Genomic DNA, 22772 nt, shown 5'->3' with positions numbered 1-22772 from the left:
GTCAGCTCAGCGCGCCGCCGCAGCTCGAACCCTGCCCGGCGGTGCAGCCGTAGCAGTGCCCGGCGACCATGATCGGGTTGCCGTCGAGGTCGACGCCGAGCAGGTCGCGTACGTGCACCCGCGGGCGGCCGTCGAGGCGCAGCGGCAGGCCGAGCATCTGGTTGAAGTCGCAGTCGTAGACGCTGCCGTCCCAGGCCACCGACACCAGCGTGCGGCACATCACGCCGACGAGGTTCTCGTCGCGATGGGCGTCGCGCAGCAGGCGCAGGTAGGCGTCGAACGCGCCGCGGCTGATCAGCGTGCTGCCGAAGCGCTGGATCGGCATGTTCGCCAGCGTATACAGGCGGTTGAAGCGCACCCCGTGGCGCACGCCGAGTTCGCGCCGGTAGTCGGCCTCGAGCGCGGCCTGCGGCGGCGGCAGGTAGGGGCCGGTGGGGTTGTAGACCAGGTCGAGTTCGAGCCGCGTGTCGGCAGCGGCGTAGCCGAGGGCGTTGAGGCGCTGCAGGGCGGCGATGCTCCTGGCGAACACGCCGTCGCCGCGCTGGCCGTCGACGTTCGTTTCCAGGTAGCAGGGCAGCGAGGCGACGACGTGCACGCCCTGCGCGGCGAGGAACGCCGCGAGGTCCTCGAAGCCGGGTTCGAGCAGGATCGTCAGGTTGCAGCGGTCCATCACCTGCACGTCCCGCGCGCGCGCGGCGCACACCAGGTGGCGGAAGTGCGGGTTGAGCTCGGGGGCGCCGCCGGTGATGTCGAGGTTGCGGGCGCCGCTCGCGTCGAGCAGTTCGAGCACGGCGTCGACGGTGGCGCGGTCCATCTGCTCGGTGCGCTTCGGGCCCGCGTTGACGTGGCAGTGCAGGCAGGCCTGGTTGCAGCGGTAGCCCAGGTTGACCTGCAGGGTTTCCAGGCGCGCGCGCGTGAGCGCCGGGAAGGCGCTCGCGCGCAGGCGGGGCAGGACGTCGTGCATCGCGGGTTCCCTCGGTAAGGGGCGGCGGCGTCGCGGCCGGCGCGTGCGCGCCGGGTCGGAGACACCTGTCGACTGCGCCGGTCATCGCCGTCGGCCGTGGCCGGCGCACGCAGGGTGTACGCCGATGGCGACCGCGCGGATGCGGGGCGGGTTCCCGGACGTGGCCCGCGGTCGGCCTCACAGGCCGCCGAAGCGGTTGTAGAAGTAGGGCGCGGCCTCCGGCAGCGGGCCGTCGGCGGTTTCGAGGTTGGCGAGCAGGTAGCGCTCGGCGGGCTCCTGCGTCAGCCGGTAGAGGTTGCGGCAGAGCAGGCGCGCCGCGGTGCCGGCCCAGTCCGCCGGCAGCAGCTCGTCGGGCAGTTGCGGGTCGCGCAGCAGCACGCGCCGGTAGTCGTGGATCAGCAGGGTGCGCACCAGCAGGCAGTCGAGCGGTTCGAGCGCCTCCACGCCCTGCAGCTGGCGCAGGATCGGCCGGTAGCGGTCGAGGAAGTCGCGGTAGGCCTGCGAGAGCTCGTCGAGGTGCCAGCACTCGGCCACCAGCTCGTGCAGGGGCAGGCCGCCGAGCTCGGTCATGCCGTGCGCGCGCATCACCACCACCTTGTCCTGGACCGCGTGCTCCTGCAGCGTCGCCAGGATGTCGGTGGCGTCCATCGCCGGATGCCCGAGCACCCCCGGCGCGAGCATGCCGAAGCCCTGCCAGGTCAGCTCGCGGCGCAGCTTCTCGCGCTCGGTCGCGCCGAGCGCCGAATGCCCGGCGAAGACCAGGCACCACTCCCCGTTCCACTGCGTCGCCGGCGCCGAGTAGATGCGGCGGAAGGCGCTCTCGAAGCGCCGCCGGCCGCTCTGCGTGAGGCTGTAGTAACTGCGCCGCCCCACCTGCTCGGCACTGAGCCAGCCTTCCTGCGACAGCCTGAACACCGAGGTGCGCACCAGCCGCTGGTTGAGGCCGAAGGCCTCGAACAGCTTGATCAGGCTGCCGAGCCAGACCGTGCCACCGTGCGGGGCGATGGCGTCGCCGAAGATCGTGATGATCAGCGATCCGGCGCGCACCGGCTTGTTCTCGCGGAAGTTTTCGATGAGGCGGGGGATCAGTTCGGGCATGCGGGCGGGCGTCTCTGCCACCGACAGCGGGTCGGGCCGGGTGCGCCTATGGTAGCCGCGATCGTGATACGCGAAAACCTGTGTGTCTGCCACACGCTGGCGGTGACGGTTTAGCGTATCAGGCTGAATCTAGCTATTGACTTGTTTAAAGTGACACACTAATTTTGTCGTCAACGCACAATGATGTGTCGCTTTCATTGATCTTGATCAGGAGCGACCCGTCAGCGGGTGACGCGCAGGAGCGGCGTCACCACCACGGCCGGCGGGAAGGTGGCCGGCGCCGGCGCGGAGGGCGGTTCCGGCGCCGGCGGGGGCGGGCGCCTGTGGCCCGATCCGGCACTGCCTAGTATTGGCGTGCGCCGGGCGCGCGGGGCTTGCCAAGCGGCGCGGAATGGTTTCAAATGAAAATATAAATTCAGTCTGTAACACGCTGAATGAAAATAAAAACAAAAAGTTTAAAACGATATTGCCCGTGACAGGCAGCGGCCGGCACGGTCCACCAACACCGAAGGAGCAACGTCCATGAAGCAATCGCGTATGCGCCGCAGCGCGCTCGTCCTCGCCGCCTCCCTGGGGTGCCTGTCGGCGGCGCTCGCCGCGGAGGGACCGATCAAGATCGGTTCGTTCCTGTCCGTGACCGGACCGGCCGCCTTCCTCGGCGACCCGGAGCTGAAGACGCTGCAGTTGTACGTCGACAAGCTGAACGCTGCCGGCGGCGTGCTCGGGCGCAAGCTCGAACTCGTGCACTACGACGACGCCGGCGACGCCGCTAAGGCGAACACCTTCGTCAAGCGCCTGCTGGAGGACGACAAGGTCGATGTCATCGTCGGCGGCACCACCACCGGCGGCACCATGGCCGCCGTGCCGCTGGTGGAGCGCGCCGGGGTGCCGTTCGTCTCGCTGGCCGGTGCGGTGGTGATCATCGACCCGGTGAAGAAGTGGGTCTTCAAGACCCCGCACACCGACAGGATGGCCTGCGAGAAGGTGTTCGAGGACGTCAAGAAGCGCGGCCTGAGCAAGGTCGCGCTGGTGTCGGAGACCAGCGGCTTCGGCAAGTCGGGGCGCGAGCAGTGCGTCGCGGTGGCACCGAAGCTGGGTGTCGAGATCACCGTCGACGAAACCTACGGGCCGAAGGACACCGACATGACCGCGCAGCTCGCCAAGGTCAAGGGCAGCGCGGCGCAGGCGCTGCTGGTGTTCGGCCTCGGCCAGAGCCCGGCGATCGTCGCCAAGAACGTCGCCCAGCTCGACATCAAGCTGCCGCAGTACCAGTCGCACGGCGTGGCGTCCAAGGAGTTCCTGCAGCTCGCCGGCGCTGCCGCCGAAGGCGTGCGCCTGCCCGCCTCGGCGCTGCTGGTGGCCGACCAGCTCCCCGGCAACGATCCGCAGAAGCCGGTGGTGGTCGACTACACCCGCGAGTTCAAGGCCAAGTTCAACGAGGACGTCTCGACCTTCGGCGGGCACGCCTACGACGGCCTGATGCTCGCTGTCGACGCGATCAAGCGCGCCGGTTCGACCGACAAGGAAAAGGTGCGCGCGGCGCTCGAATCCACCAAGGGCTACGTCGGCACCGGTGGGGTCGTGAACATGTCGCCGAGCGACCACATGGGCCTCGATCTCAGCGCCTTCCGCATGCTCGAGATCCGCAACGGCAACTGGACGCTGGTGCCCTGAGCGGCCCGCCGGACCGCATACGAGAAGCCCGGGCGGTGCCCCGCACCGGGCCTTCCCGCCGCCGCCGCGGCGGGAGCGCGACCTGAGGAGAAACACCATGAGCCTGCCGCCTGCCCGCCTCGGGCCCTTTGCCCCTGCGCCCACGTCAGCCCCCGGTGCCTGCACCACGGCGCCCGCGCGCGCCCGCGCCGGGGGCGTGAGCGGTCGCCGCTGAGCGCGCGCGACCCCGGAACCGGCCCTGCGCGCGCAAGCGCGGCGCAGGACCTCTTTCGACCCACCCGCACGGCGGGGAGACGAACCATGTCCGATTTCATGCAGTTCCTGCTGTCGGGAATCACGGTGGGCGCGACCTACGCGCTCGCCGGCCTCGGCTTCACGATCATCTACAACGCCAGCCACGTCATCAATTTCGCGCAGGGCGAATTCATGATGATCGGCGGCATGGCCACCGTCTCGCTGCTCGCGGCGGGTGTGCCGCTGCCGCTGGCGATCGTGCTGGCGATGGCGCTGGCCGTCGCGGTCGGCATCGCGCTGGAGAAGTTCGCCGTCGAGCCCGCCGGCAAGGCCGAGGTGGTGACGCTGATCATCATCACCATCGGTGCGTCGCTGACGCTGCGCGGGCTGGCGCAGGTGGTGTGGGACAAGAAGTTCCACGCGCTCGCGCCGTTCTCGGGCGATACGCCGATCCAGTTCCTGGGCGCGGCGATCCTGCCGCAGAGCCTGTGGGTGATGGGCGTGAGCCTGGTCGTGGTGGTCGCGCTCGGCTGGTTCTTCAACCGCACGCTGCTCGGCAAGGCGATGCTCGCCACGGCGTTCAACGGCGGTGCGGCGCAGCTCGTCGGCATCAACGTCAAGTTCATGCTGATGCTCTCGTTCGCGCTGTCGGCGCTGCTCGGCGCCGTGGCCGGCATCCTGATCGCGCCGATCGCCCCGACCTCGTACGACGTGGGCCTGATGATGGGGCTCAAGGGCTTCGTCGCGGCGGTGCTCGGCGGGCTCGGCAACGGCCTCGGCGCGGTGGTCGGCGGCCTGGTGCTCGGCGTGGCCGAGACCATGACCGCGGGCTACGTCTCGTCGAGCTACAAGGACGCCGTGGCCTTCGTGCTGATCTTCCTGATCCTCTTCTTCCTGCCGAACGGCCTGTTCGGCAAGCGCGGAACGGAGCGCGTCTGACATGAACCTCGCCAACTCCCGCTGGACCGGGCTGGGCGTGCTCGCGCTGGTGCTCGCACTGCTGCCGCTCGCGCTGCCCAACAATTTCTACTTCGACGTGGCGAACCGCATCGCCATCAACGCCATCGTCGCCGTCGGCCTCAACCTGCTGATCGGCTACGCCGGGCAGATCTCGATGGGCCATGCCGGCTTCTTCGGCCTGGGCGGCTACGTCTCGGCGGTGCTCACCGCCAACTACGGCTGGCCGCCGCTCGCCGCGCTGCTCGTCGCCTGCGTCGGCGTGGCGCTGCTCGCCTACGTGGTGGCGCGGCCGATCCTGCGCCTCAAGGGCCACTACCTGGCGATGGCCACGCTCGGCCTCGGCATGATCGTGTCGATCGTCATCACCAACGAGTCGTGGCTCACCGGCGGGCCCGACGGCATGGTGGTGCCCGACTTCGAGGTCTTCGGCCTGCGCCTGTACGGCGAGCAGACCTGGTACGGGGTGTTCGCCGTGCTGCTGGTGTTCGCGGTGTGGGTGGCGCTGAACATCATCGACTCGCCGGTCGGCCGCGCGCTGCGCGCGGTGCACGGTTCCGAGGTGGCCGCGCAGGTCGCCGGCATCGACACCACCGGCTACAAGGTGCTGGTGTTCGTGGTCTCGGCGGTGTTCGCGACGCTGGTCGGCTCGCTGTCCGCGCACTACGGCGCCTTCATCACCCCGGACAAGGCGAGCTTCATGCACTCGGTGGAGTTCGTGACCATGGTCGTGGTGGGCGGCATGGCCTCCACCTTCGGCGCGGTGGTCGGCGCGGCGCTGCTGACGCTGCTGCCGCAGGTGCTGTCGGGCCTGGAGGACTGGGAGATGGTCGTGTTCGGCCTGATCCTGATGACGTCGATGATCTTCATGCCGCGCGGCCTGGTGCCCAGTCTGCAGGCGCGCTTCACCGGGGGTGCACGATGAGCGCGATGCTCGAAGTGGCGGGGCTGTCGAAGACCTTCGGCGGCGTCAAGGCGGTGCAGGACGTCTCTTTCAGCGTCGCCAAGGGCTCGATCCACTCGGTGATCGGCCCGAACGGCGCGGGCAAGACCACGCTGTTCAACCTGATCACCGGCGTCTACACGCCCAGCGCCGGCTCGATCCGCCTCGACGGCGAGGAGATCGGCGGCATGCGCCCCGACGTGCTGGCCACGCGCGGCATGAACCGCACGTTCCAGAACCTGCAGATCTGCTTCAACATGAGCGCGCTCGAGAACGTGCTGGTGGGGCGCCACCTGCACCTCGACCGCAGCTTCTTCAAGGCGATGTTCCGGCTGCCGGCGATCACCCGCGGCGACGCCGCGGCGCGCGAGCACGCCGCCGGGCTGATGGAGTTCGTCGGCTGCGGCAAGCACGTCAGGGCGCAGGCGAACAGCCTCTCCTACGGCGTGCTGAAGCGCCTGGAGATCGCCCGCGCGCTCGCCGCCGAGCCGCGCATCCTCCTGCTCGACGAACCCGCCGCGGGGCTCAACCCGAAGGAGACCGTGGAGATCGACGAGCTGATCCAGAAGATCGCCGCCACCGGCATCACCGTGGTGCTGGTCGAGCACGACATGAAGCTGGTCATGCACATCTCCGATCACATCCTGGTGCTCGATTACGGACGCAAGCTCGCCGAAGGCACGCCCGCCGAGGTGCGCGCCAACCCCGACGTCATCGCCGCCTACCTGGGGGCCGCCTGATGGAAGCGCTACGCATCATCCGTAACGAGCACGTCTCGATGACCCGCCTGCTCGACCTGCTCGAGCGCCTGCGCGACGAGCTCGCCGCCGACGCCGACGCGCGTCCCGACGTCGAGCTGTTCGAGTCGGTGTTCGAGTACCTGATGTCGTTCGGCGACCGCCTGCACCACCCGAAGGAGGACGAGTACCTGTTCAAGGCCCTGCGCGCCCGCGACCCGGCCGCCAACGCGCTGATCGAGGAGCTCGAACACCACCACCGCGAGGGGCCGCGCGCGATGGAGAAGCTGTCGCAGAGCCTGCAGCGCTTCGCCGAGCTCGGCGCGCCGGCGCGTGACGAGTTCCTCGAGCGCCTCACCCGCTACGTGCAGCTCAGCCGCAGCCACATGGCGCTGGAGGAGCGCGAGCTGATGCCGCTCGCCGAGCAGCGCCTGACCACGATCGACTGGGCGGAGATCGACCGCGCCTTCGCCGCCAACGACGACCCGCTGTTCGGCGACGAGGTCAGGGCCGAGTTCCGCGCGCTGCACACGCGGCTGGTGCACCTCGCCCCGGCGCCGTTCGGGCTCGGCGCGAGCGACGTGCCGCCGCGCCCGGTGGCGCGCGCCGAGGTCCAGCCGGTCCTCGCCATCCGCGGCCTGACCAGCCACTACGGGCGCATCCAGGCGCTGCGCGGCATCGACCTCGAAGTGCGCGCCGGCGAACTGGTGGCGCTGGTGGGCGCCAACGGCGCCGGCAAGACCACGCTGATGCGCACCATCTCCGGCCTGCAGCCGGCCTCCGGCGGGCAGATCCTGTTCGACGGCGTCGACATCACCCGCGAGCGCGCCGACCGGCGCGTGGTGCGCGGCATCAGCCAGAGCCCGGAGGGGCGGCAGGTGTTCGGCCCGCTGTCGATCGAGGACAACCTGCTGCTCGGCGCCTTCCTGCACGCCAGGGACAAGGTCGGCGTCGCCGCCGACCTCGAGAAGGTCTACGCGCGTTTCCCGATCCTCAAGGAGAAGCGCAGGCTGCCGGCGGGCACGCTGTCGGGCGGCCAGCAGCAGATGCTCGCGATCGGCCGCGCGCTGATGGCGCGCCCGAAGCTGCTGCTGCTCGACGAGCCCAGCATGGGCCTCGCGCCGCTGCTGGTGGAGGAGATCTTCGCCGTGGTGCGCGAGCTGCGCGGCCAGGGCATGACGATCTTCCTCGTCGAGCAGAACGCCGCCGCGGCGCTGTCGATCGCCGACACCGGCTACGTGATCGAGACCGGCGAGATCGTGCTCTCCGACGCCGGCCCGCGGCTGCTGGAGAACGAGCGCGTCAAGGAAGCCTACCTCGGCATGTGAGGCGCACCCCGCGTGCGCCGCGAAGGCGTGGGGGAGGGCTGCGGCCGGGGGGCGGATCGTGCGACGCTAGCGCCCCCCTGCCGCCACCCGAGTCACCCCCGCATGTCGTTGCGCCGCTCGCCCGTGCTCGCCTGCCTGCCGCTCCTGTTGCTCGCCGCCTGCGCCGGCACGCCGCCGTCGGGCGGTGCCGACGAGCGCGTCGCCGCCACCGACTTCGCCGGCTGGAAGCGCGACTTCGCGGTGACGGCGCAGGCCGCCGGGGTTTCCGCGGCGACCGTGCAGGCGGTGGTGCCGGGGCTGCGGCGGCTGCCCGAGCTGCTCGTGCTCGACCGCCGCCAGCCGGAGTTCACCCGTCCGCTGTGGGACTACCTCGACAACGCCGTCAACGACGCCCGCGTGGCGCGCGGCCAGGCCCTGCGCGCGCGCCACGCCGCGGCGCTCGACGCGGCGCAGGCGCGCTACGGCGTACCCGCCGAGGTCGTCGTCGCGATCTGGGGCATCGAGACCGACTTCGGCGGCAACCTCGGCCGCACGCCGGTGCCCGACGCGCTCGCCACGCTCGCCTTCGCCGGCCGGCGCAGCGACTTCTACCGCGACGAGCTGATCGCCGCGCTCAAGCTGATCGACCGCGGCGACGCCACCGCCGCGCAACTGCGCGGCTCCTGGGCCGGGGCGATGGGGCAGACGCAGTTCATGCCGAGCACCTGGCTCGCGCACGCCGTCGACGGCGACGGCGACGGGCGCCGCGACCTGTTCCGCAGCCTGCCGGACGCCTTCGCGTCGACCGCGCACTACCTGGCCGATGCGGGCTGGCGGCGCGGCGAGCCCTGGGGCTGGGAGGTGCGCCTGCCGGCCGGCTTCGACTGGGCCGCGGTGGAGCCGGAGCGGGCGCAGCCGCTGGCGCGCTGGGCCGCGCTCGGCGTGGCGCGCGCCGACGGCGGGGCCTGGCCGGCGCAGGGCGAGGCGGCGCTGCTGGCGCCGGTCGGGCGCGCGGGGCCGGTGTTCCTGGTCACCGGCAACCTGAGCGTGCTGCGCCAGTACAACAACGCGCTGTCCTACGTGCTGGCGGTCAGCCACCTGGCCGACCGCATCGCCGGCGCCGGGCCGTTCGTCGCCGCCTGGCCGCGCCACCTGCCACCGCTCGCCCCGGCCGAGGTGCGCGAGCTGCAGACGCGCCTCGCGGCGCGCGGCTTCGACCCCGGTACCCCTGACGGTTTCGCCGGCGAGCGCACGCGCCGGGCGACGCGGGCCTTCCAGCAGGTGGCCGGGCTGGTGCCCGACGGCTACCCCGACGCCGGCGTGCTCGCGCGCCTGCGCGGCGAGTGAGGGCGCGGCGTCAGCGCTGCCCGTCGGTCCGCGGCGGGGCGAAATCGGCGCGGAAGCGCACCACGTCGCCGCTCGGCCCGGCCACCAGCAGCACGTCGCCGCGGCGCAGCCGGTAGCCGGCGTCCTCGGCGGCGAAGCGCAGGTGGCGCTCGGCGCCGTCGACCACCGCGCCGATCACCACCAGTTCGTAGCCCTCGCGCAGGTCGACCGCGCCCAGGGCGAGCCCCGCCAGGCCGCTGCCCGGCAGCACCTCGACCTCGGCGAGCTCCAGGTCGGCCTGGCCGAACACCGTCTGGTCGAGCATGTCGACGACCAGCGGCTTGCGGATCAGGTCGGTGATGCGGCGTGCGGCGATCTCGAAGGGGTCGATCACCTTGTCGGCGCCGGCGGCGAGCAGCTTGGCCGCGGAGCCGGGCGAGTCGCTGACCGCGACGATGGTCAGCCGCGGCGCCAGCGCCCGCGCCGAGATGGTGAGGAAGACGTTCTCGGCGTCCTCGGGCAGCAGCACGAAGATCAGGTCGAGGCCGCCCCCGACCCCGGCGCGGGCGAGTTCGAGGTCGTCGGTGTAGTCGCACTTGAGCGTCTGCAGGCCGCGCTCGGCGGCGCGGGCGAGGTTGCCGTCGTCGCGGTCGACCACCAGCAGCTCGCAGCCGGTGCGGCACAGGTGGTTGGCGACCTCCATGCCGAGCTTGGCGTAGCCGAACAGGCCGATGCGCCGCGGCTTCACGCGCCCGCCCCGGCGTGCAGCGCGCTGCCTTCCACCTGGGCGCGGAAGTGCTCGATGCTGACGCTGCGCCCCAGCACCACCAGCAGGTCCTCGGCGCAGAGGCTGAAGTCGGGCGGCGGGTTGAAGCAGAAGCGCCGCCCCTGCAGGCTCGCGCGCAGCTCGATCGCGCCGCGCACGTCGCGCTGCGCGCCGCCGTCGACGCCGGTGAGCACGCCGAGCAGCGTGAGCTTGTGGCGGGCGAGGGCGATCGCGCCGATGCGCTGCCCGGCGAGCATCGAGCGCGGCGGCACGGCGACGATGTCGATCGACATGCCGCGCTCGCCGCTGAGGATGCCGGCGAGCGCGGTCGAGGCCACCGGCTGGTGGATGTACTCGGCGGCCATCAGCCCCACCACCTCGTAGGGCATCACCACGTGGGTGGCGCCGGCGAGGCGCAGCTTGTGGATGGTCTCGGCGCGGTTGGCGCGCGAGATCACGCTGAGGCGGGGGTTCATCTGCCGCGCGCTCAAGGTGATGTAGGTGTTGGTGATGTCGTCGCCGGTGATGCACAGGATGCTGCCGGCGTGGCGGGTGATGCCGAGGTTGGCGAGCACCTCGGCCTGGGTGGCGTCCTCGCACAGCGCCAGGTGGCCGCACGCCTTGGCCCGGGCGATGTTCGGCGCGAGCTTGTCGACGATCACGAACGGCCGTTTCTGCTCGGCGAGGCGCGCCACCACCATCTCGCCGACGCGCCCGTAGCCGCAGACGATCACGTAGTCGCGCAGCTTGTCGACGTCGGCGAACACGCGCCGGTCGCGCAGCGCTTGCATCTTCTCGCCGAAGGCCGTGACCACGATCGAGGTCGACAGCGAGATCACCGCCACCCCGGTGACCACCAGCAGCATCGCCACCAGGCGGCCTTCGGGCGTCTTCGGCGTGATGTCGCCGTAGCCCACGGTGAACAGGGTGATCACCGCCCAGTACACCGCGTCGAACAGGGTGTTGATGTGGCTGGTTTCGACGTGGGCCTCGAAGATGTAGATCGCGGTCGAGGCAGCGAACAGGACGAAGCCGATGAACATCGCCAGGGTGTAGAGATCGAAGCGCTTCTCGGCCAGCACCTTGGCGAATTCGCTGATCGCACGCGTGTAGCGGAACAGCTTGAACACGCGGAACAGCAGGAAGAAGCGCAGCATCCGCAGCGGGCGATAGCTCGGCAGGATCGCCAGCAGGTCGATGATCGCGAGCGGCGAGCGCGCGTAGTCCCACTTGCGGCGCAGCACGCGCGCGAGCACCGGGCGCAGCTGCAGGCGGATGCCGAGGAACTCGGCCTCCTCGTGGGCCTCGATCACGCTGCGGCGGACGTCGGAATAGAGCCAGCCGCGCGCCAGGTATTCGACGATGAACACGCCGATCACGGCATCCTCGAAGCCGCGCGCCAGCTCGCCGAGCGGGTGGCGGACCTCGTAGATCATCAGGAACACGGTGGCGAGGATCAGCAGGCACATCGTCACGTCGACGTACGGGCGCAGCGGCGAGTCGGGGTTCTCCAGCAGGTCGTAGGCGAAGCGCTTGCAGCGGCGGTAGCGGGCCGAATCGTCGAGCCGGTAGCACAGGCGCACGATCAGGTGGAGGGGCGGTGTGGGGCTCATGCGGGCGACGTCCGGCAGGGCGCGGGGCACCCATTATCGGCGAGCCGGGGCGGAAAGCATGCGGCCCGCGGGCGGGGGACCGCCGCGGGCCGCGGGGAGTCGTGGCGCCGGCCTCAGCGGGCCGGCAGCGCGGACTTGAGCTTCTTGATCGCGGCGGCCTCGATTTGGCGGATGCGCTCGGCGGAGACGCCGTACTCGGCGGCGAGCTCGTGCAGCGTGGGCTTGCGCTCGTCGAGCCAGCGGCGCATCAGGATGTCGCGGCTGCGGGTGTCGAGGTTTTCCAGCGCCGCGAGCAGGTGGCGGCCGGTCTTGGCCTCCCAGTCCTCGCGCTCGACCTGCAGCGCCGGATCGGCGTGCGCATCCTGCAGGTAGGCGGCCGGCGCGACGCCGCCGCCGTCGTCATCCTCGGGCGCGGGGTCGAACGACACGTCCTGCCCGGCCAGGCGGGATTCCATCTCCAGCACCGCCTCGGGCGACACGCCGAGGTCCCTGGCGACCGACTCGACCTCCTCGCGCGAGAACCAGCCCAGGCGCTTCTTCGAGCTGCGCAGGTTGAAGAACAGCTTGCGCTGCGCCTTGGTGGTCGCGACCTTGACGATGCGCCAGTTGCGCAGAATGAACTCGTGGATCTCGGCGCGGATCCAGTGCACCGCGAAGCTCACCAGGCGCACGCCGTGGTCGGGGTCGAAGCGCTTCACCGCCTTCATCAGGCCGACGTTGCCTTCCTGGATCAGGTCGGCGAGCGGCAGGCCGTAGCCGGTGTAGCCGCGCGCGACGTGCACGACGAAGCGCAGGTGCGACACGATCAGCGCGCGCGCGGCTTCGAGATCGTTGTGCTCCTTCAGCCGGCGCGCGAAGAGCTGTTCCTCTTCGGCTTCGAGCATCGGAATCCCGCCCACCGCCTGGATGTAGCCGTCGAGGTCGCCGCGGGCGACCGGCAGATGCGTGAGCTTGGGAACCAGCGCTTGAGTCATGGAATGCCCCCCTCTTCGAAAGCGTGTCAAGTCTAGCACTCGCTCCCTCAGAGTGCCAAAACACGCCGGGGTTCCGTGCAGGCCCGCACGCGGCGGTGGGCTCAAGCGTGGCCGGTGTCGCCGAGCAGCGCGTCGACGAAGGTCGCGGCCTCGAACGGGCGCAGGTCGTCGAGGCCTTCGCCGACGCCGATGTAGCGGATCGGCAGGCCGAGGCGGCGGGCGATGGCGAAGACGATGCCGCCCTTGGCGGTGCCGTCGAGCTTGGTCAGCACCAGCCCGGTGAGGCCGATCGCCTCGTGGAACTGCACGGCCTGGGCGAGCGCGTTCTGGCCGGTGCCGGCGTCGAGCACGAGCAGGGTCTCGTGCGGAGCGCTGGCGTCGGCCTTGCCCATCACCCGTTTGATCTTGCGCAGCTCTTCCATCAGGTTGTGCTGCGTGTGCAGGCGCCCGGCGGTATCGGCGATGAGGACCTCGGTGGCGCGCGCGCGCGCGGCGGTCATCGCGTCGAAGATCACCGAGGCGGCATCCGCGCCGCTCGGCTGGGCGATCACCGGCACGCCGTTGCGCTCGCCCCAGACCTGCAACTGGTCGACCGCCGCGGCGCGGAAGGTGTCGCCGGCGGCGAGCATCACGCTGCGGCCCTCGCTGAGGAAGCGCTGCGCGAGCTTGCCGATGGTGGTGGTCTTGCCGGCACCGTTGATGCCGACCATCAGCAGCACGAACGGCCGCCGCGCCGGGTCGGGCACGAGCGGCACCGCGACCGGCGCGAGCAGCGCGCACATCTCGTCGCGCAGGGCCGCCATCAGCGCCGCGCCGTCGCTGAGCTGGCGGCGCGACACCCGCTCGCCGAGCCGCTCGATGATGGTCTGCGTGGCCTCGATGCCAACGTCGGCGAGCAGCAGGCGGGTTTCGAGCTCCTCGAGCAGCTCGGCGTCGAGCGCCTTGCGTCCCAGGAACAGCGTGGCGAGGCCGTCGGTGAGGCCGGCGCGGGTCTTGCCGAGGCGGCTGCGCAGGCGTGCGAGCCACGAGGTCTCGGTGGGCGGGGCGGGGTCGCGGGCGCTGGACATGGCGGCTTACCGGGAAACGACGAGGGTGTCGGGGCGGGGCGCAGATCGTATCATCCGCCCCCGGCACACCATAGCCGGCCGCCGCCGGCCGGGCAGCGTGGAGGCGGGAGCTTGGCCGACAACCAGTTGCGCATCATCGGCGGACGCTGGCGCGGACGTCGCGTGGCCTTCCCCGACGCTCAGGGTCTGCGCCCGACGCCCGACCGGGTACGCGAAACCCTGTTCAACTGGCTGGCGCCGCGCATCGCCGGGGCGCGCTGCCTCGACCTGTTCGCCGGCAGCGGCGCGCTGGGGTTCGAGGCGCTGTCGCGGGGTGCCGCCGAGGTGGTGTTCGTCGAGCGCCAGCGTGCCGTGGCGCGTGCGCTGCAGGCGAATCTCGCGCACCTGGGGGCCGGCGCCGACGGGCAGGTCGTGGCGGGCGACGCCCTGGCCTACCTCGCCGGCCCGGCGCGGGCCTTCGACGTCGTCTTCCTCGACCCGCCGTTCGGCCTCGGGCTGCTCGCGCCGACCTGCGCGCAGCTGGACGCGGGCGGCTGGTTCGCCGCCGACGCCCGCGTCTACGTCGAGTCCGAGCTGCCGGCGCCGGCGCTGCCACCCGCCTGGACGCTGCTGCGCGACAAGCGCGCCGGCCAGGTGGGCTACCGGCTGGCGCTGCCGCCGCCCGGCGGGTCGCCTTGATCTGCGTCAAAACCCACGCCCATAATCCCGTCACTTCGAACCTGCCGGATCCTCGCGCATGACGGTAACCGCCCTGTATCCGGGAACCTTCGATCCCCTCACCAACGGCCACGTCGACCTCGTCGAGCGCGGCGCGCGCATGTTCGACCGGCTGGTGGTCGCCGTCGCCGCCAACCCCGGCAAGAGCCCGCTGTTCACGCTGGACGAGCGCGTGGCGCACGCCCGCATCGTCCTCGCCGACCTGCCGAACGTCGAGGTGTGCGGCTTCGACGTGCTGCTGGTGAACTTCGCGAAGACGATCGGCGCCAACGTGATCCTGCGCGGCCTGCGCGCGGTCTCCGACTTCGAGTACGAATTCCAGCTCGCCAGCATGAACCGGCGCCTGCATCCGGGGATCGAAACGGTGTTCCTGACGCCCGCCGAGCAGTACTCGTTCATCTCCTCGACGCTGGTGCGCGAGGTGGCGAAGTTCGGCGGCGACATCTCGGCGTTCGTCAACCCGCTGGTGCAGGAAGCGCTCAACGCGAAGTTCGGCGCCGCCGTCCGCACCTGACGCGGGCGAGCGCTCCCGTACCCGGAGGATTTGACCATGGCGCTGATGATCACCGACGAATGCATCAACTGCGACGTGTGCGAGCCGGAGTGCCCGAACGGCGCGATCTCGGTGGGGCCGGAAATCTACGTGATCGACCCCAAGCTGTGCACCGAGTGCGTCGGCCATTTCGATGAGCCGCAGTGCCAGCTGGTGTGCCCCGTCGACTGCATTCCGCTCGATCCCGAGCACCGCGAGACCCGCGAGGAGCTGCAGGCCAAGTACCAGCGCCTGAGCGCTTCCTCCGGCTGAGCGGCGCGTCGCCGCCGTCGTCCCAGAGGGCCCCGCACGGGGCCCTTCGCTTGCTCGCGCCCGCCTGCCGACGGCCACCGCCGCGACACCAACCGCTTTCCCCCTAGCCTTCGGAGATTCCGGTCATGCTCGAACGCGCGATCGAAACCCTGATCTTCGGCAGCCGCTGGCTGCTGGTGCCGCTGTACCTCGGCCTCGCGGCGGTGCTGCTGCTGTTCGCCGGCAAGGCGCTGCTGGAGATCACCCACCTGTTCCAGCAGGTGATGGTGCTGAGCGAGTCGGAGCTGCTGCTCGGCATCCTGTCGCTGATCGACTTCGTGCTCGTCGCCAACCTGCTGGTGATGGTGATGCTGTCCAGCTACGAAACCTTCGTGTCCCGCATCGACGTCGGGCACGACACGGAAAAGCCGGCCTGGCTCGGCAAGATCGACGCCGGAGCGGTCAAGATCAAGCTCGCCGGCTCGATCGTGGCGATCTCCTCGATCCACCTGCTCAAGGTGTTCATGAACCTGCCCAAGTACGACATCACGCAGGTGATGTGGCTGGCGATCGTGCACATGGTGTTCGTGCTGTCGGCGCTGCTGATGGCCTGGGTCGATCGCATCGCCTTCGGCGGGCACGATCACTGAGCGGCACGCGCCGGCGGCGTCGCCGATACTTCTGCGGGCGAAGCGCCGCCACGGTGGCGGCGCCGCTGGCAGGGAATCCGTCGCCGTGTCCGAAGATCGTCCCGCAGTCTCTCCCGCCGCCGCGCGCGCCCTGCTGATCGCGGCCGTTCCCGCCGACGCCGAGCCGGCGCTCGCCGCCCTGCGCGCGCAGGGCTACGTGCCGGTCGTGGTGCCGGCGCTCGCCTTCACGGCGTTCCCCACGCCGCTGCGGCCCGAGGCGCTGGCCGGCTGGCTCGGCGCACCGCCCACCGGCGGCGACGTGCTGGGCCTCGCCCTGCTGACCGCCGGCACGGCCATCGCCGAGGCGCCGGAGGGCGTGCGCCCGGCCGATGCGGCCATGCGCGAGCGGCTGGAACAGGAGCTCGCGCGCTGCGCGCGTTACCGCCACACGCTCGCCCTCGCGTTGCTCGAACCCGACGGTGCCGCGGCGCTGGCGCACCGCTTCGGCGAGCGCGCGGGGCGCGGCGAGGTCGACGAGCTCGGCGGATGGCTGCAGCGGCGGCTGCGCCGCACCGACGTCGTCGGTGCCGGCGGCGGCCTGCGCTGCGCGCTGATCCTCCCCGAAACCGACGCCGCCGCGGCGCTCACGGTGATCGAGCGCCTGCGCATCGAGTACCTGCAGCGACGCCAGCGCGAGCGCGCGCTGGGCTACGTGGCCGGTTTCAGCGCCGGGCTCGCCGCCGGCGCGGGCGACGCGGCACCGCTGTGGCAGGCCGCGCTGGGCGCGCTAGAACGGGCGCAGGCGGCGGGCGGCGACTGCGTGCGGCTCGCCGAGGTGGCGGACCCGCCCTGAGTCGCGCCAGCCGGGTGGCGGTATGCGACGTGCGAAGGCATGTCCCTGTTTGAATATCTTGGTTTGCACCGATCGGTCGAACTGTCCGGAGCGTCGCGCGCATGCACAGCCACGTCGAAACCTTCTTCGAGCCGTCCACCTCCACCTTCTCGCACGTGCTGGTGGCGCCGGGCGGGCGCTGCGCCATCATCGATCCGGTGCTCGACTACGATCCGCGTGGGGCGCGCACCGCGACCCGCGCCGCCGACGCGATCATCGACTACGTCGTGCGCGAGCGGCTGGTGGTCGACTGGCTCCTCGAAACCCACGTGCACGCCGACCACCTCTCCGCCGCCGACTACCTCAAGCAGCGGCTGGGCGGGTGTACCGCGATCGGCGAGGGGGTGCGCGAGGTGCAGGCGCTGTTCAAGCCGATCTTCGATGCCGAAGCCGGGTTTCGCACCGACGGCTCGCAGTTCGACCGCCTGCTCGCCGACGGCGAGGGGCTCGAACTCGGCCCGCTGACGATCGAGGTCTGGCACACGCCGGGGCACACGCCGGCCTGCGTCAGCTACCACGTCGAGGAGCGCGTGTTCGTCGGCGACGTCGTCTTCATGCCCGATGTCGGCACGGCGCGCTGCGATTTCCCCGGCGGCAGCGCGCGGGCGCTGTACCGCTCGGTGCGGCGCCTGCTCGCGCTGCCGCCGCAGACGCGCCTGCACCTCTGCCACGACTACCCGCCGACGACGCGCGCGCTGGCATCGGTGTGCACGGTGGCGGAGACGCGCGCCGCCAACGTCGACATCCGCGACGGGGTCGACGAGGACGCCTTCGTCGCCGAGCGTGCGCGCCGCGACGCCCAGCTCGATCTGCCCCAGCTGATCCTCCCGGCGATCCAGGTCAACATGCGCGCCGGCGCGCTGCCGCCACCGGCCGCCAACGGCGTGCGCTACCTGAAGCTGCCGCTGAACACGCTGGGGCGCTGAGCGATGCGCCCGGGCTCGATAGCCGGGTGTTCCTGATGCAGTTCCAGGCCATGTGCGCGCTGGAAGCGGCCGCGCCCGACGCCGGCCGGGAGCCGGTGCGGGGTGCGGCTAGCGGCCGGCCTTGAGGCGCGACCAGTACTGCTCGTACAGCGCCTGGGCGTCGCCGACGTCGGTCTGGAACTCGGCGCCGGCGAGGTCCTCGGCGGTCGGGTTGACGGTGCGGTTGTTGCGCAGCTTCGGCGGCATCGCGTCGACCGCGGCCTTGTTGGGGCTGGAGTAGCCGATCTCGGCGCTGATGCGGCGCGCGATCTCGGGGCGCAGCAGGAAGTCGATGAACGCGTGGGCTTCGGCGACGTTCCTGGCGTTGCGCGGGATGACCAGGTTGTCCATCCACAGCAGCGCGCCTTCCTGCGGGTAGACGTAGCTCAGGCTCGGCTTCTCGAGCGCGGCCATGAACGCCTCGCCGTTCCAGATCTGCCCGGCCGCGACCTCGCCGGCGAGGTAGGCGGACTTCGGCGAGTCGGCATTGAACATCTTCACGTTCGGCAGCAGCTCGCGCAGCTTCTCGAAGGCGGCCTGGATCTCGGCGGGGTTGCGCGTGTTCGCCGAGTAGCCGAGCGTCTTCAGGGCGATGCCGAAGACGTCGCGCATGTCGTCGAGCAGCAGCAACTTGCCCTTGAACTCGGGCCGCCAGAGATCGGCCCAGCGCTTCACCGTGGCCGGGTCCACGCGCTTGCCGTCGACGGCGATGCCCGACGAGCCCCAGAGGTAGGGCACGCTGTAGACGTTGCCCGGGTCGTGCGCCTGATCCAGCAGGCGTGGGTCGAGCTTGTCGAAGTTGCTGAGTCTGCTGCGGTCCAGCGGCGCGAGCAGGTTCTCCTTGCGCATCCGGTAGACGTAGTACGCCGAGGGCACGACGATGTCGTAGCCGCCGGCGTTGAGGCTCTTGACCTTGGCATACATCGACTCGTTGTTGTCGAAGGTCGAGTAGCGCACGCGGATGCCGGTTTCCTTGGTGAACTGGCGGATCACCTCGTCCGGCAGGTATTCGGCCCAGTTGTAGACGACCACCGTGCGCTCGGCGGCGAAGGCGCCGGTCGAGACGGCGAACAGCAGGACGAGCCACTTCATCATCATCGGTCCCTCCCTGCGGGGCGTGGCCAAAAGAAAACCCGCAACACGGGCGGCGCGGCTGCCGGTGTTGCGGGTATCGGGCGGGCGTCGAGGCGCGGGCTCAGCCCTTCTTCTCGACGACTTTCTTGCCGGTCTTCAGCTCCGACCAGTACTTCTCGTACAGGCTCTGCGTGTCGCTCGGGACGTCTTCCATGTAGTCGGCATTCTTCAGGTCGTCGGCGGTCGGGAAGACGATGCGGTTCTGCGCGAACTTCGCCGGCAGCTTCTTCACCGCCTCGGCGTTCGGCGTGCCGTAGCCGATCTCCTGGCTGATCTTCGCGGCGATGTCGGGGCGCGACACGAAGTCGATGAACTTGTGCGCGTTCTCCGGATGCTTGGCGCCCTTCGGGATCGCCAGCGTGTCCATGCCGAAGATGATGCCTTCCTGCGGGTAGACGTAGGTGATCTTGGGGTTCTCCTGCTGGCCCATGTAGGCCTCGCCGCTCCAGGCGATGCCGACGGCCACCTCGCCGGCGAGGAAGCTGGTGCGCGGCGCGTCGCCGTTGAACAGCTTCACGTTCGGCAGCAGCTCACGCAGCCTGCCGTAGGCTTCCTCGATGCGCTTGGGGTCGGTCTCGCCGGCCTTGTAGCCGAGCACCTTCATCATGACCTGAAAGTTCTCGCGCGCCGTGTCCATCATCAGCAACTGGTTCTTGTACTCCGGCTTCCACAGGTCCGACCACTTGGTGATCTTGCTCGGGTCGGTCTTGGCGCCGTTGACCATGATGCCGACCGAGTACATCAGGTAGGGCACGGTGTACTTGTTGCCCGGATCGAAGGCCTGGTCGACGTACTTGGCGTCGAAGTTCTTCAGGTTGGGGATCTTCGACAGGTCGAGCGGCTCGAGCATGTCCTCGGCGCGCATGCGCTTGATGTAGTACGCCGAGGGCACGACGACGTCATAGCCGCCGCCGCCGGCCTTCAGCTTCGCGTACATCTCCTCGATGCTCGCATAGGTGGTCTGGCGCACCTTGATGCCGGTTTCCTTGGTGAACTGCTTCAGGACCGCGTCGGGCATGTACTCGGTCCAGTTGTAGAAGTTCAGCGCCTTCTCCTCGGCCGCGAACGCGGGCGCGCTGAGCAGGGCCAGAACCGCCAGGAACTTCTTCATTGCTTGTTCTCCTTCAGGAGGGCTTGGGCGATCGCGACGATCACGAGGGTGGCGACGAACATGATGGCCGACAGGGCGTTGACCTCCGGCGTGATACCCCGTTTGACCATCGAGTAGATGCGCAGCGGCAGCAGTTCGTAGTCGGGTCCGCTGACGAACTGGGTGATGATCACGTCGTCCATCGACAGCGTGAAGCTGAGCAGCCAGCCCGCCACCACGGCGGGCATCAGGAGCGGCAGGATGACCTTGCGGAAGGTGTAGAACTCGCTCGCGCCGAGGTCCTTGGCGGCTTCGATCAGGTGGCGGTCGAAGCCGTTGATGCGCGACAGCACGGTGACGATCACGAACGGCGTGCAGAAGGTCACGTGCGAGAGCAGCACCGAGATGAAGCCGAGGCTGGCGTCGAGGCTTTCGCTGATCAAGGCCGCCACCTTCTGCACGGTGACGAACAGCGTCAGCAGCGACAGGCCCATGACGATCTCGGGCGACATGATCAGCACGAACACCAGCCCGTTCACCAGGCGCTTGCCGAGGAAGTCGTAGTGATACAGCGCGACCGCGCCGAGCGTGCCGAGCACGGTGGCGAGGCTCGCGGCGAGCACGCCGATGGTGACCGAGTTGAGCGCCACCTCGATCAGCACGTCGTTGTCGGCGAGCTTCTCGTACCAGCGCCAGGTGAAGCCGTGCCAGGCGAGCGAGTAGGTGGAGTCGTTGAACGAGAAGACGATCAGGATGACGATCGGAAAATACAGGAAGGCATAGACCAGGGTGGCATAGGCGATGTTGACATAGCGCTGCATCTCGCTCAGGCCTCCACCTTCTGCGCCGCCCGCCGGGCGGCGACCACGTAGGCCCAGAGCATCAGCGCCATCGTCAGCGTGAGCGTCACCGACAGCGCCGAGCCGAAGGGCCAGTCGCGCGCCGACAGGAACTGGCGCTGGATCAGGTTGCCGATCAGCGTGGTCTTGGCGCCGCCGAGGATGTCCGACACGTAATACATGCCGAGCCCGGGCAGGAACACCAGCATGCAGCCGGCGACGATGCCCGGCATCGTCAGCGGGATGATCACCTTGCGGAAGGTCGTGAGCTTGCGCGCGCCGAGGTCGCGCGCGGCCTCGATCAGCCGGACGTCGAGCTTCTCGATCGAGGCGTACAGCGGCAGCACCATGAACGGCAGCAGCGTGTACACCAGGCCGGCGACCACGGCGCCCGGCGTGAACAGCAGTTCGAGCGGCTCCGTGATCAGCCCGAGCGCGATCAGCGCAGTGTTGATGACGCCCTGGGTGCCGAGCAGGATCATCATCGCGTAGGTGCGCACCAGCGAGCTGGTCCAGAACGGGATGATCACCAGCAGCACCAGCAGCGGGCGCAGGTGCCTGGGCGCGCGGCCGATGATGTAGGCGAACGGGTAGCCGATCACCAGGCACAGCAGCGTGGTCAGCGTGGCGAGCCAGAACGACTCCCAGAACACCTGCAGGTAGAGCGGGTCGAGCAGCTTGCCGTAGCTCTCCAGCGTCAGGCCGAGTTCGACGAACTCGGTTTCGCCGCGGGGCATGAAGCTGACCATCACCACCATCGCGTTGGGGATCAGCGCGAAGATGAACAGCCACCAGAAGATGCTGCCGGTGGCCACCCGCCGGAACGGATTCGATCGGCTCCTAGTCATGGGGCAGGATCACCTCCCAGCCGGGAACCCAGTCGACCTCGACGCGCTCGCCGCGCTTGTAGTCGAGGTTGCCGAACACCGGATCGTCCTCGTTGAAGAACTGGGTCGCCGACAGCGCCTCGCCGGTGGCGAGGCGGACCATCAGGTCGACGGTGCTGCCCTTGTAGATCACTTCCTCGACCGTCGCCTCGATGGTCTGGGCGACGTCCTCGGCGCGCGGCTCGCCGGCGCGCCAGATGCGCAGGTCCTCCGGGCGCACCAGGACGTTGACCGCCTGCTGCGCCGCGAAGCTGCGCCTGGCGCCGAGCTCGAAGCGCCGGCCGTGGATGTCGATGGTGTAGCGGCCGTCGCCGTGCACCGCCGCGACGCTGGCCTCCAGCAGGTTGATTTCACCGACGAACTTGGCCACGAACAGGTTCGCCGGGGTCTCGTAGACCTCGCGCGGGGTGCCGATCTGCTGGATCGTGCCGGTGTTCATCACCACCACGCGGTCCGACATCGACAGGGCTTCTTCCTGGTCGTGGGTGACGAACACGAAGGTGATGCCGAGCTGGCGCTGCAACTGCTTCAGCTCGATCTGCATCGCCTTGCGCAGCTTGTAGTCGAGCGCCGACAGCGACTCGTCGAGCAGCAGCACCAGCGGCTTGTTGACCAGCGCCCGGGCGATCGCCACGCGCTGCTGCTGGCCGCCCGAGAGCTGGTCGGGGCGGCGCTGCGCGAAGCTGTCGAGCTTGACGGTGCGCAGCGCCTCCATCACCCGGCCTTCGAGGTCGGCGCCGTTGACGCCCTGGATGCGCGGGCCGAAGGCGACGTTGTCGAACACCGTCATGTGCGGGAACAGCGCGTAGCTCTGGAACACCGTGTTGACGTGGCGTTCCTCGGGCGGGTCGTGGCTGACGTCCTTGCCGTCGAGGATCACCTGCCCCGAGGTCGGCGTTTCGAAACCGGCCAGCAGGCGCAGGATGGTGGTCTTGCCGCACCCTGAGGGGCCGAGCAGGGTCAGGAACTCGCCGCGCCTGACCTGCAGGTCGACGCCGTGGAGGACCGTGTTCTTGCCGTAGGTCTTGGTGGCGCCCTTGACTTCGATGACGAATTCGCTCATTGCAGCGGGGTCCGGGAGGAGGGAACGACGCCGGAGAGGCCGCGCGCCCTGACAGCCCGGCCGGCAAGTGCGCGTAACATACACCAAAACCTTTGCGCGCAAGGGGGGCGTC

At 70.0% G+C, this 22772-nt stretch carries 23 protein-coding genes; 12 read left to right on the top strand and 11 right to left on the bottom strand.

The genetic code is table 11. The annotated features are described in order from the left end of the window. Window position 1: 1 nt before the first annotated feature. Both arsS and paaX read right to left on the bottom strand, forming a co-directional pair. Window positions 2-964, bottom strand: coding sequence for an arsenosugar biosynthesis radical SAM (seleno)protein ArsS (gene arsS / locus EV699_RS08185; protein WP_132541333.1), 963 nt, complete (start codon window positions 962-964; stop codon window positions 2-4). 177 nt (window positions 965-1141) lie between these two features. After that, window positions 1142-2062: a phenylacetic acid degradation operon negative regulatory protein PaaX gene (gene paaX, locus EV699_RS08180; protein WP_132541330.1), complete on the bottom strand. Its 921-nt coding sequence runs from the start codon at window positions 2060-2062 to the stop codon at window positions 1142-1144. 522 nt (window positions 2063-2584) lie between these two features. Here paaX and EV699_RS08175 point away from each other — a divergent pair. The 6 genes from EV699_RS08175 (at window position 2585) to EV699_RS08150 (ending at window position 9261) form a co-directional block, all read left to right on the top strand. Next, window positions 2585-3736: an ABC transporter substrate-binding protein gene (locus tag EV699_RS08175; protein ID WP_132541325.1), complete on the top strand. Its 1152-nt coding sequence runs from the start codon at window positions 2585-2587 to the stop codon at window positions 3734-3736. Between the two features lie 300 nt (window positions 3737-4036). After that, entirely contained in the window at window positions 4037-4909 is an 873-nt protein-coding gene (locus EV699_RS08170; protein WP_132541322.1) for a branched-chain amino acid ABC transporter permease, read from the top strand. 1 nt (window position 4910) lies between these two features. Continuing rightward, complete coding sequence (locus EV699_RS08165; RefSeq protein WP_132541319.1) at window positions 4911-5852, top strand: branched-chain amino acid ABC transporter permease; 942 nt, start codon at window positions 4911-4913, stop codon at window positions 5850-5852. Then, complete coding sequence (locus EV699_RS08160; protein WP_132541316.1) at window positions 5849-6610, top strand: ABC transporter ATP-binding protein; 762 nt, start codon at window positions 5849-5851, stop codon at window positions 6608-6610. The genes EV699_RS08165 and EV699_RS08160 overlap by 4 nt, the downstream gene beginning before the upstream one ends. After that, the gene (locus EV699_RS08155; protein WP_132541313.1) at window positions 6610-7935 is read left to right on the top strand and encodes an ATP-binding cassette domain-containing protein; all 1326 of its coding nucleotides are present in this window, start codon (window positions 6610-6612) and stop codon (window positions 7933-7935) included. The genes EV699_RS08160 and EV699_RS08155 overlap by 1 nt, the downstream gene beginning before the upstream one ends. A 102-nt stretch (window positions 7936-8037) precedes the next feature. Further along, window positions 8038-9261, top strand: coding sequence for a lytic murein transglycosylase (locus tag EV699_RS08150; RefSeq protein WP_132541310.1), 1224 nt, complete (start codon window positions 8038-8040; stop codon window positions 9259-9261). A 10-nt stretch (window positions 9262-9271) separates the two neighbouring features. On the opposite strand, the gene EV699_RS08145 is transcribed toward EV699_RS08150, so the two are convergent. The 4 genes from EV699_RS08145 to ftsY all read right to left on the bottom strand — a co-directional run bounded on the left by EV699_RS08145 (window position 9272) and on the right by ftsY (window position 13660). After that, window positions 9272-9988, bottom strand: a complete 717-nt coding sequence (locus EV699_RS08145; protein ID WP_132541307.1) for a potassium channel family protein — start codon at window positions 9986-9988, stop codon at window positions 9272-9274. Further along, entirely contained in the window at window positions 9985-11619 is a 1635-nt protein-coding gene (locus tag EV699_RS08140; protein ID WP_132541304.1) for an NAD-binding protein, read from the bottom strand. Before EV699_RS08140 ends, EV699_RS08145 begins: the two co-directional genes overlap by 4 nt. 113 nt (window positions 11620-11732) lie before the next feature. Then, entirely contained in the window at window positions 11733-12593 is an 861-nt protein-coding gene (gene rpoH, locus EV699_RS08135; protein ID WP_132541301.1) for an RNA polymerase sigma factor RpoH, read from the bottom strand. A 101-nt stretch (window positions 12594-12694) separates the two neighbouring features. Next, window positions 12695-13660, bottom strand: coding sequence for a signal recognition particle-docking protein FtsY (ftsY, locus tag EV699_RS08130; RefSeq protein ID WP_132541298.1), 966 nt, complete (start codon window positions 13658-13660; stop codon window positions 12695-12697). A gap of 111 nt (window positions 13661-13771) precedes the next feature. Between ftsY and rsmD the strand changes: the two genes are divergently transcribed. The 6 genes from rsmD (at window position 13772) to EV699_RS08100 (ending at window position 17608) form a co-directional block, all read left to right on the top strand. Beyond that, entirely contained in the window at window positions 13772-14338 is a 567-nt protein-coding gene (rsmD, locus tag EV699_RS08125; protein ID WP_243662596.1) for a 16S rRNA (guanine(966)-N(2))-methyltransferase RsmD, read from the top strand. A gap of 58 nt (window positions 14339-14396) precedes the next feature. Continuing rightward, window positions 14397-14891, top strand: a complete 495-nt coding sequence (gene coaD / locus EV699_RS08120) for a pantetheine-phosphate adenylyltransferase (protein WP_132541295.1) — start codon at window positions 14397-14399, stop codon at window positions 14889-14891. Between the two features lie 36 nt (window positions 14892-14927). Further along, window positions 14928-15182 carry a YfhL family 4Fe-4S dicluster ferredoxin gene (locus tag EV699_RS08115; RefSeq protein WP_132541292.1) on the top strand — a complete coding sequence of 85 codons (255 nt, stop codon included), beginning with the start codon at window positions 14928-14930 and terminating at the stop codon, window positions 15180-15182. Window positions 15183-15307: 125 nt separating this feature from the next. Then, window positions 15308-15811 (top strand): TIGR00645 family protein, encoded by a 504-nt coding sequence (locus EV699_RS08110; protein WP_132541289.1) that lies wholly within the window; start codon window positions 15308-15310, stop codon window positions 15809-15811. An 85-nt stretch (window positions 15812-15896) separates the two neighbouring features. Beyond that, complete coding sequence (locus EV699_RS08105) at window positions 15897-16643, top strand: diguanylate cyclase (RefSeq protein ID WP_132541286.1); 747 nt, start codon at window positions 15897-15899, stop codon at window positions 16641-16643. Window positions 16644-16744: 101 nt separating this feature from the next. Continuing rightward, entirely contained in the window at window positions 16745-17608 is an 864-nt protein-coding gene (locus EV699_RS08100; RefSeq protein ID WP_132541283.1) for an MBL fold metallo-hydrolase, read from the top strand. Window positions 17609-17716: 108 nt separating this feature from the next. Here EV699_RS08100 and EV699_RS08095 read toward each other — a convergent pair whose 3' ends face one another. The 5 genes from EV699_RS08095 to potA all read right to left on the bottom strand — a co-directional run bounded on the left by EV699_RS08095 (window position 17717) and on the right by potA (window position 22660). Then, window positions 17717-18745: an extracellular solute-binding protein gene (locus tag EV699_RS08095; protein ID WP_243662595.1), complete on the bottom strand. Its 1029-nt coding sequence runs from the start codon at window positions 18743-18745 to the stop codon at window positions 17717-17719. A gap of 97 nt (window positions 18746-18842) precedes the next feature. Next, a complete protein-coding gene (locus tag EV699_RS08090) occupies window positions 18843-19892 on the bottom strand; it encodes an ABC transporter substrate-binding protein (protein ID WP_132541280.1) in 1050 nt (349 codons plus the stop codon). After that, window positions 19889-20692 (bottom strand): spermidine/putrescine ABC transporter permease PotC, encoded by an 804-nt coding sequence (potC, locus tag EV699_RS08085; protein ID WP_132541277.1) that lies wholly within the window; start codon window positions 20690-20692, stop codon window positions 19889-19891. Before potC ends, EV699_RS08090 begins: the two co-directional genes overlap by 4 nt. A 5-nt stretch (window positions 20693-20697) precedes the next feature. Then, the gene (potB, locus tag EV699_RS08080; protein WP_132541274.1) at window positions 20698-21558 is read right to left on the bottom strand and encodes a spermidine/putrescine ABC transporter permease PotB; all 861 of its coding nucleotides are present in this window, start codon (window positions 21556-21558) and stop codon (window positions 20698-20700) included. Beyond that, window positions 21551-22660, bottom strand: coding sequence for a spermidine/putrescine ABC transporter ATP-binding protein PotA (gene potA, locus EV699_RS08075; protein WP_132541271.1), 1110 nt, complete (start codon window positions 22658-22660; stop codon window positions 21551-21553). Before potA ends, potB begins: the two co-directional genes overlap by 8 nt. Window positions 22661-22772 lie beyond the last annotated feature (112 nt).

The sequence above is a fragment of the Plasticicumulans lactativorans genome (assembly GCF_004341245.1).
Classification (GTDB): Bacteria; Pseudomonadota; Gammaproteobacteria; order Competibacterales; family Competibacteraceae; genus Plasticicumulans_A; species Plasticicumulans_A lactativorans.
This window is presented reverse-complemented; position numbering and strand designations above follow the sequence as displayed.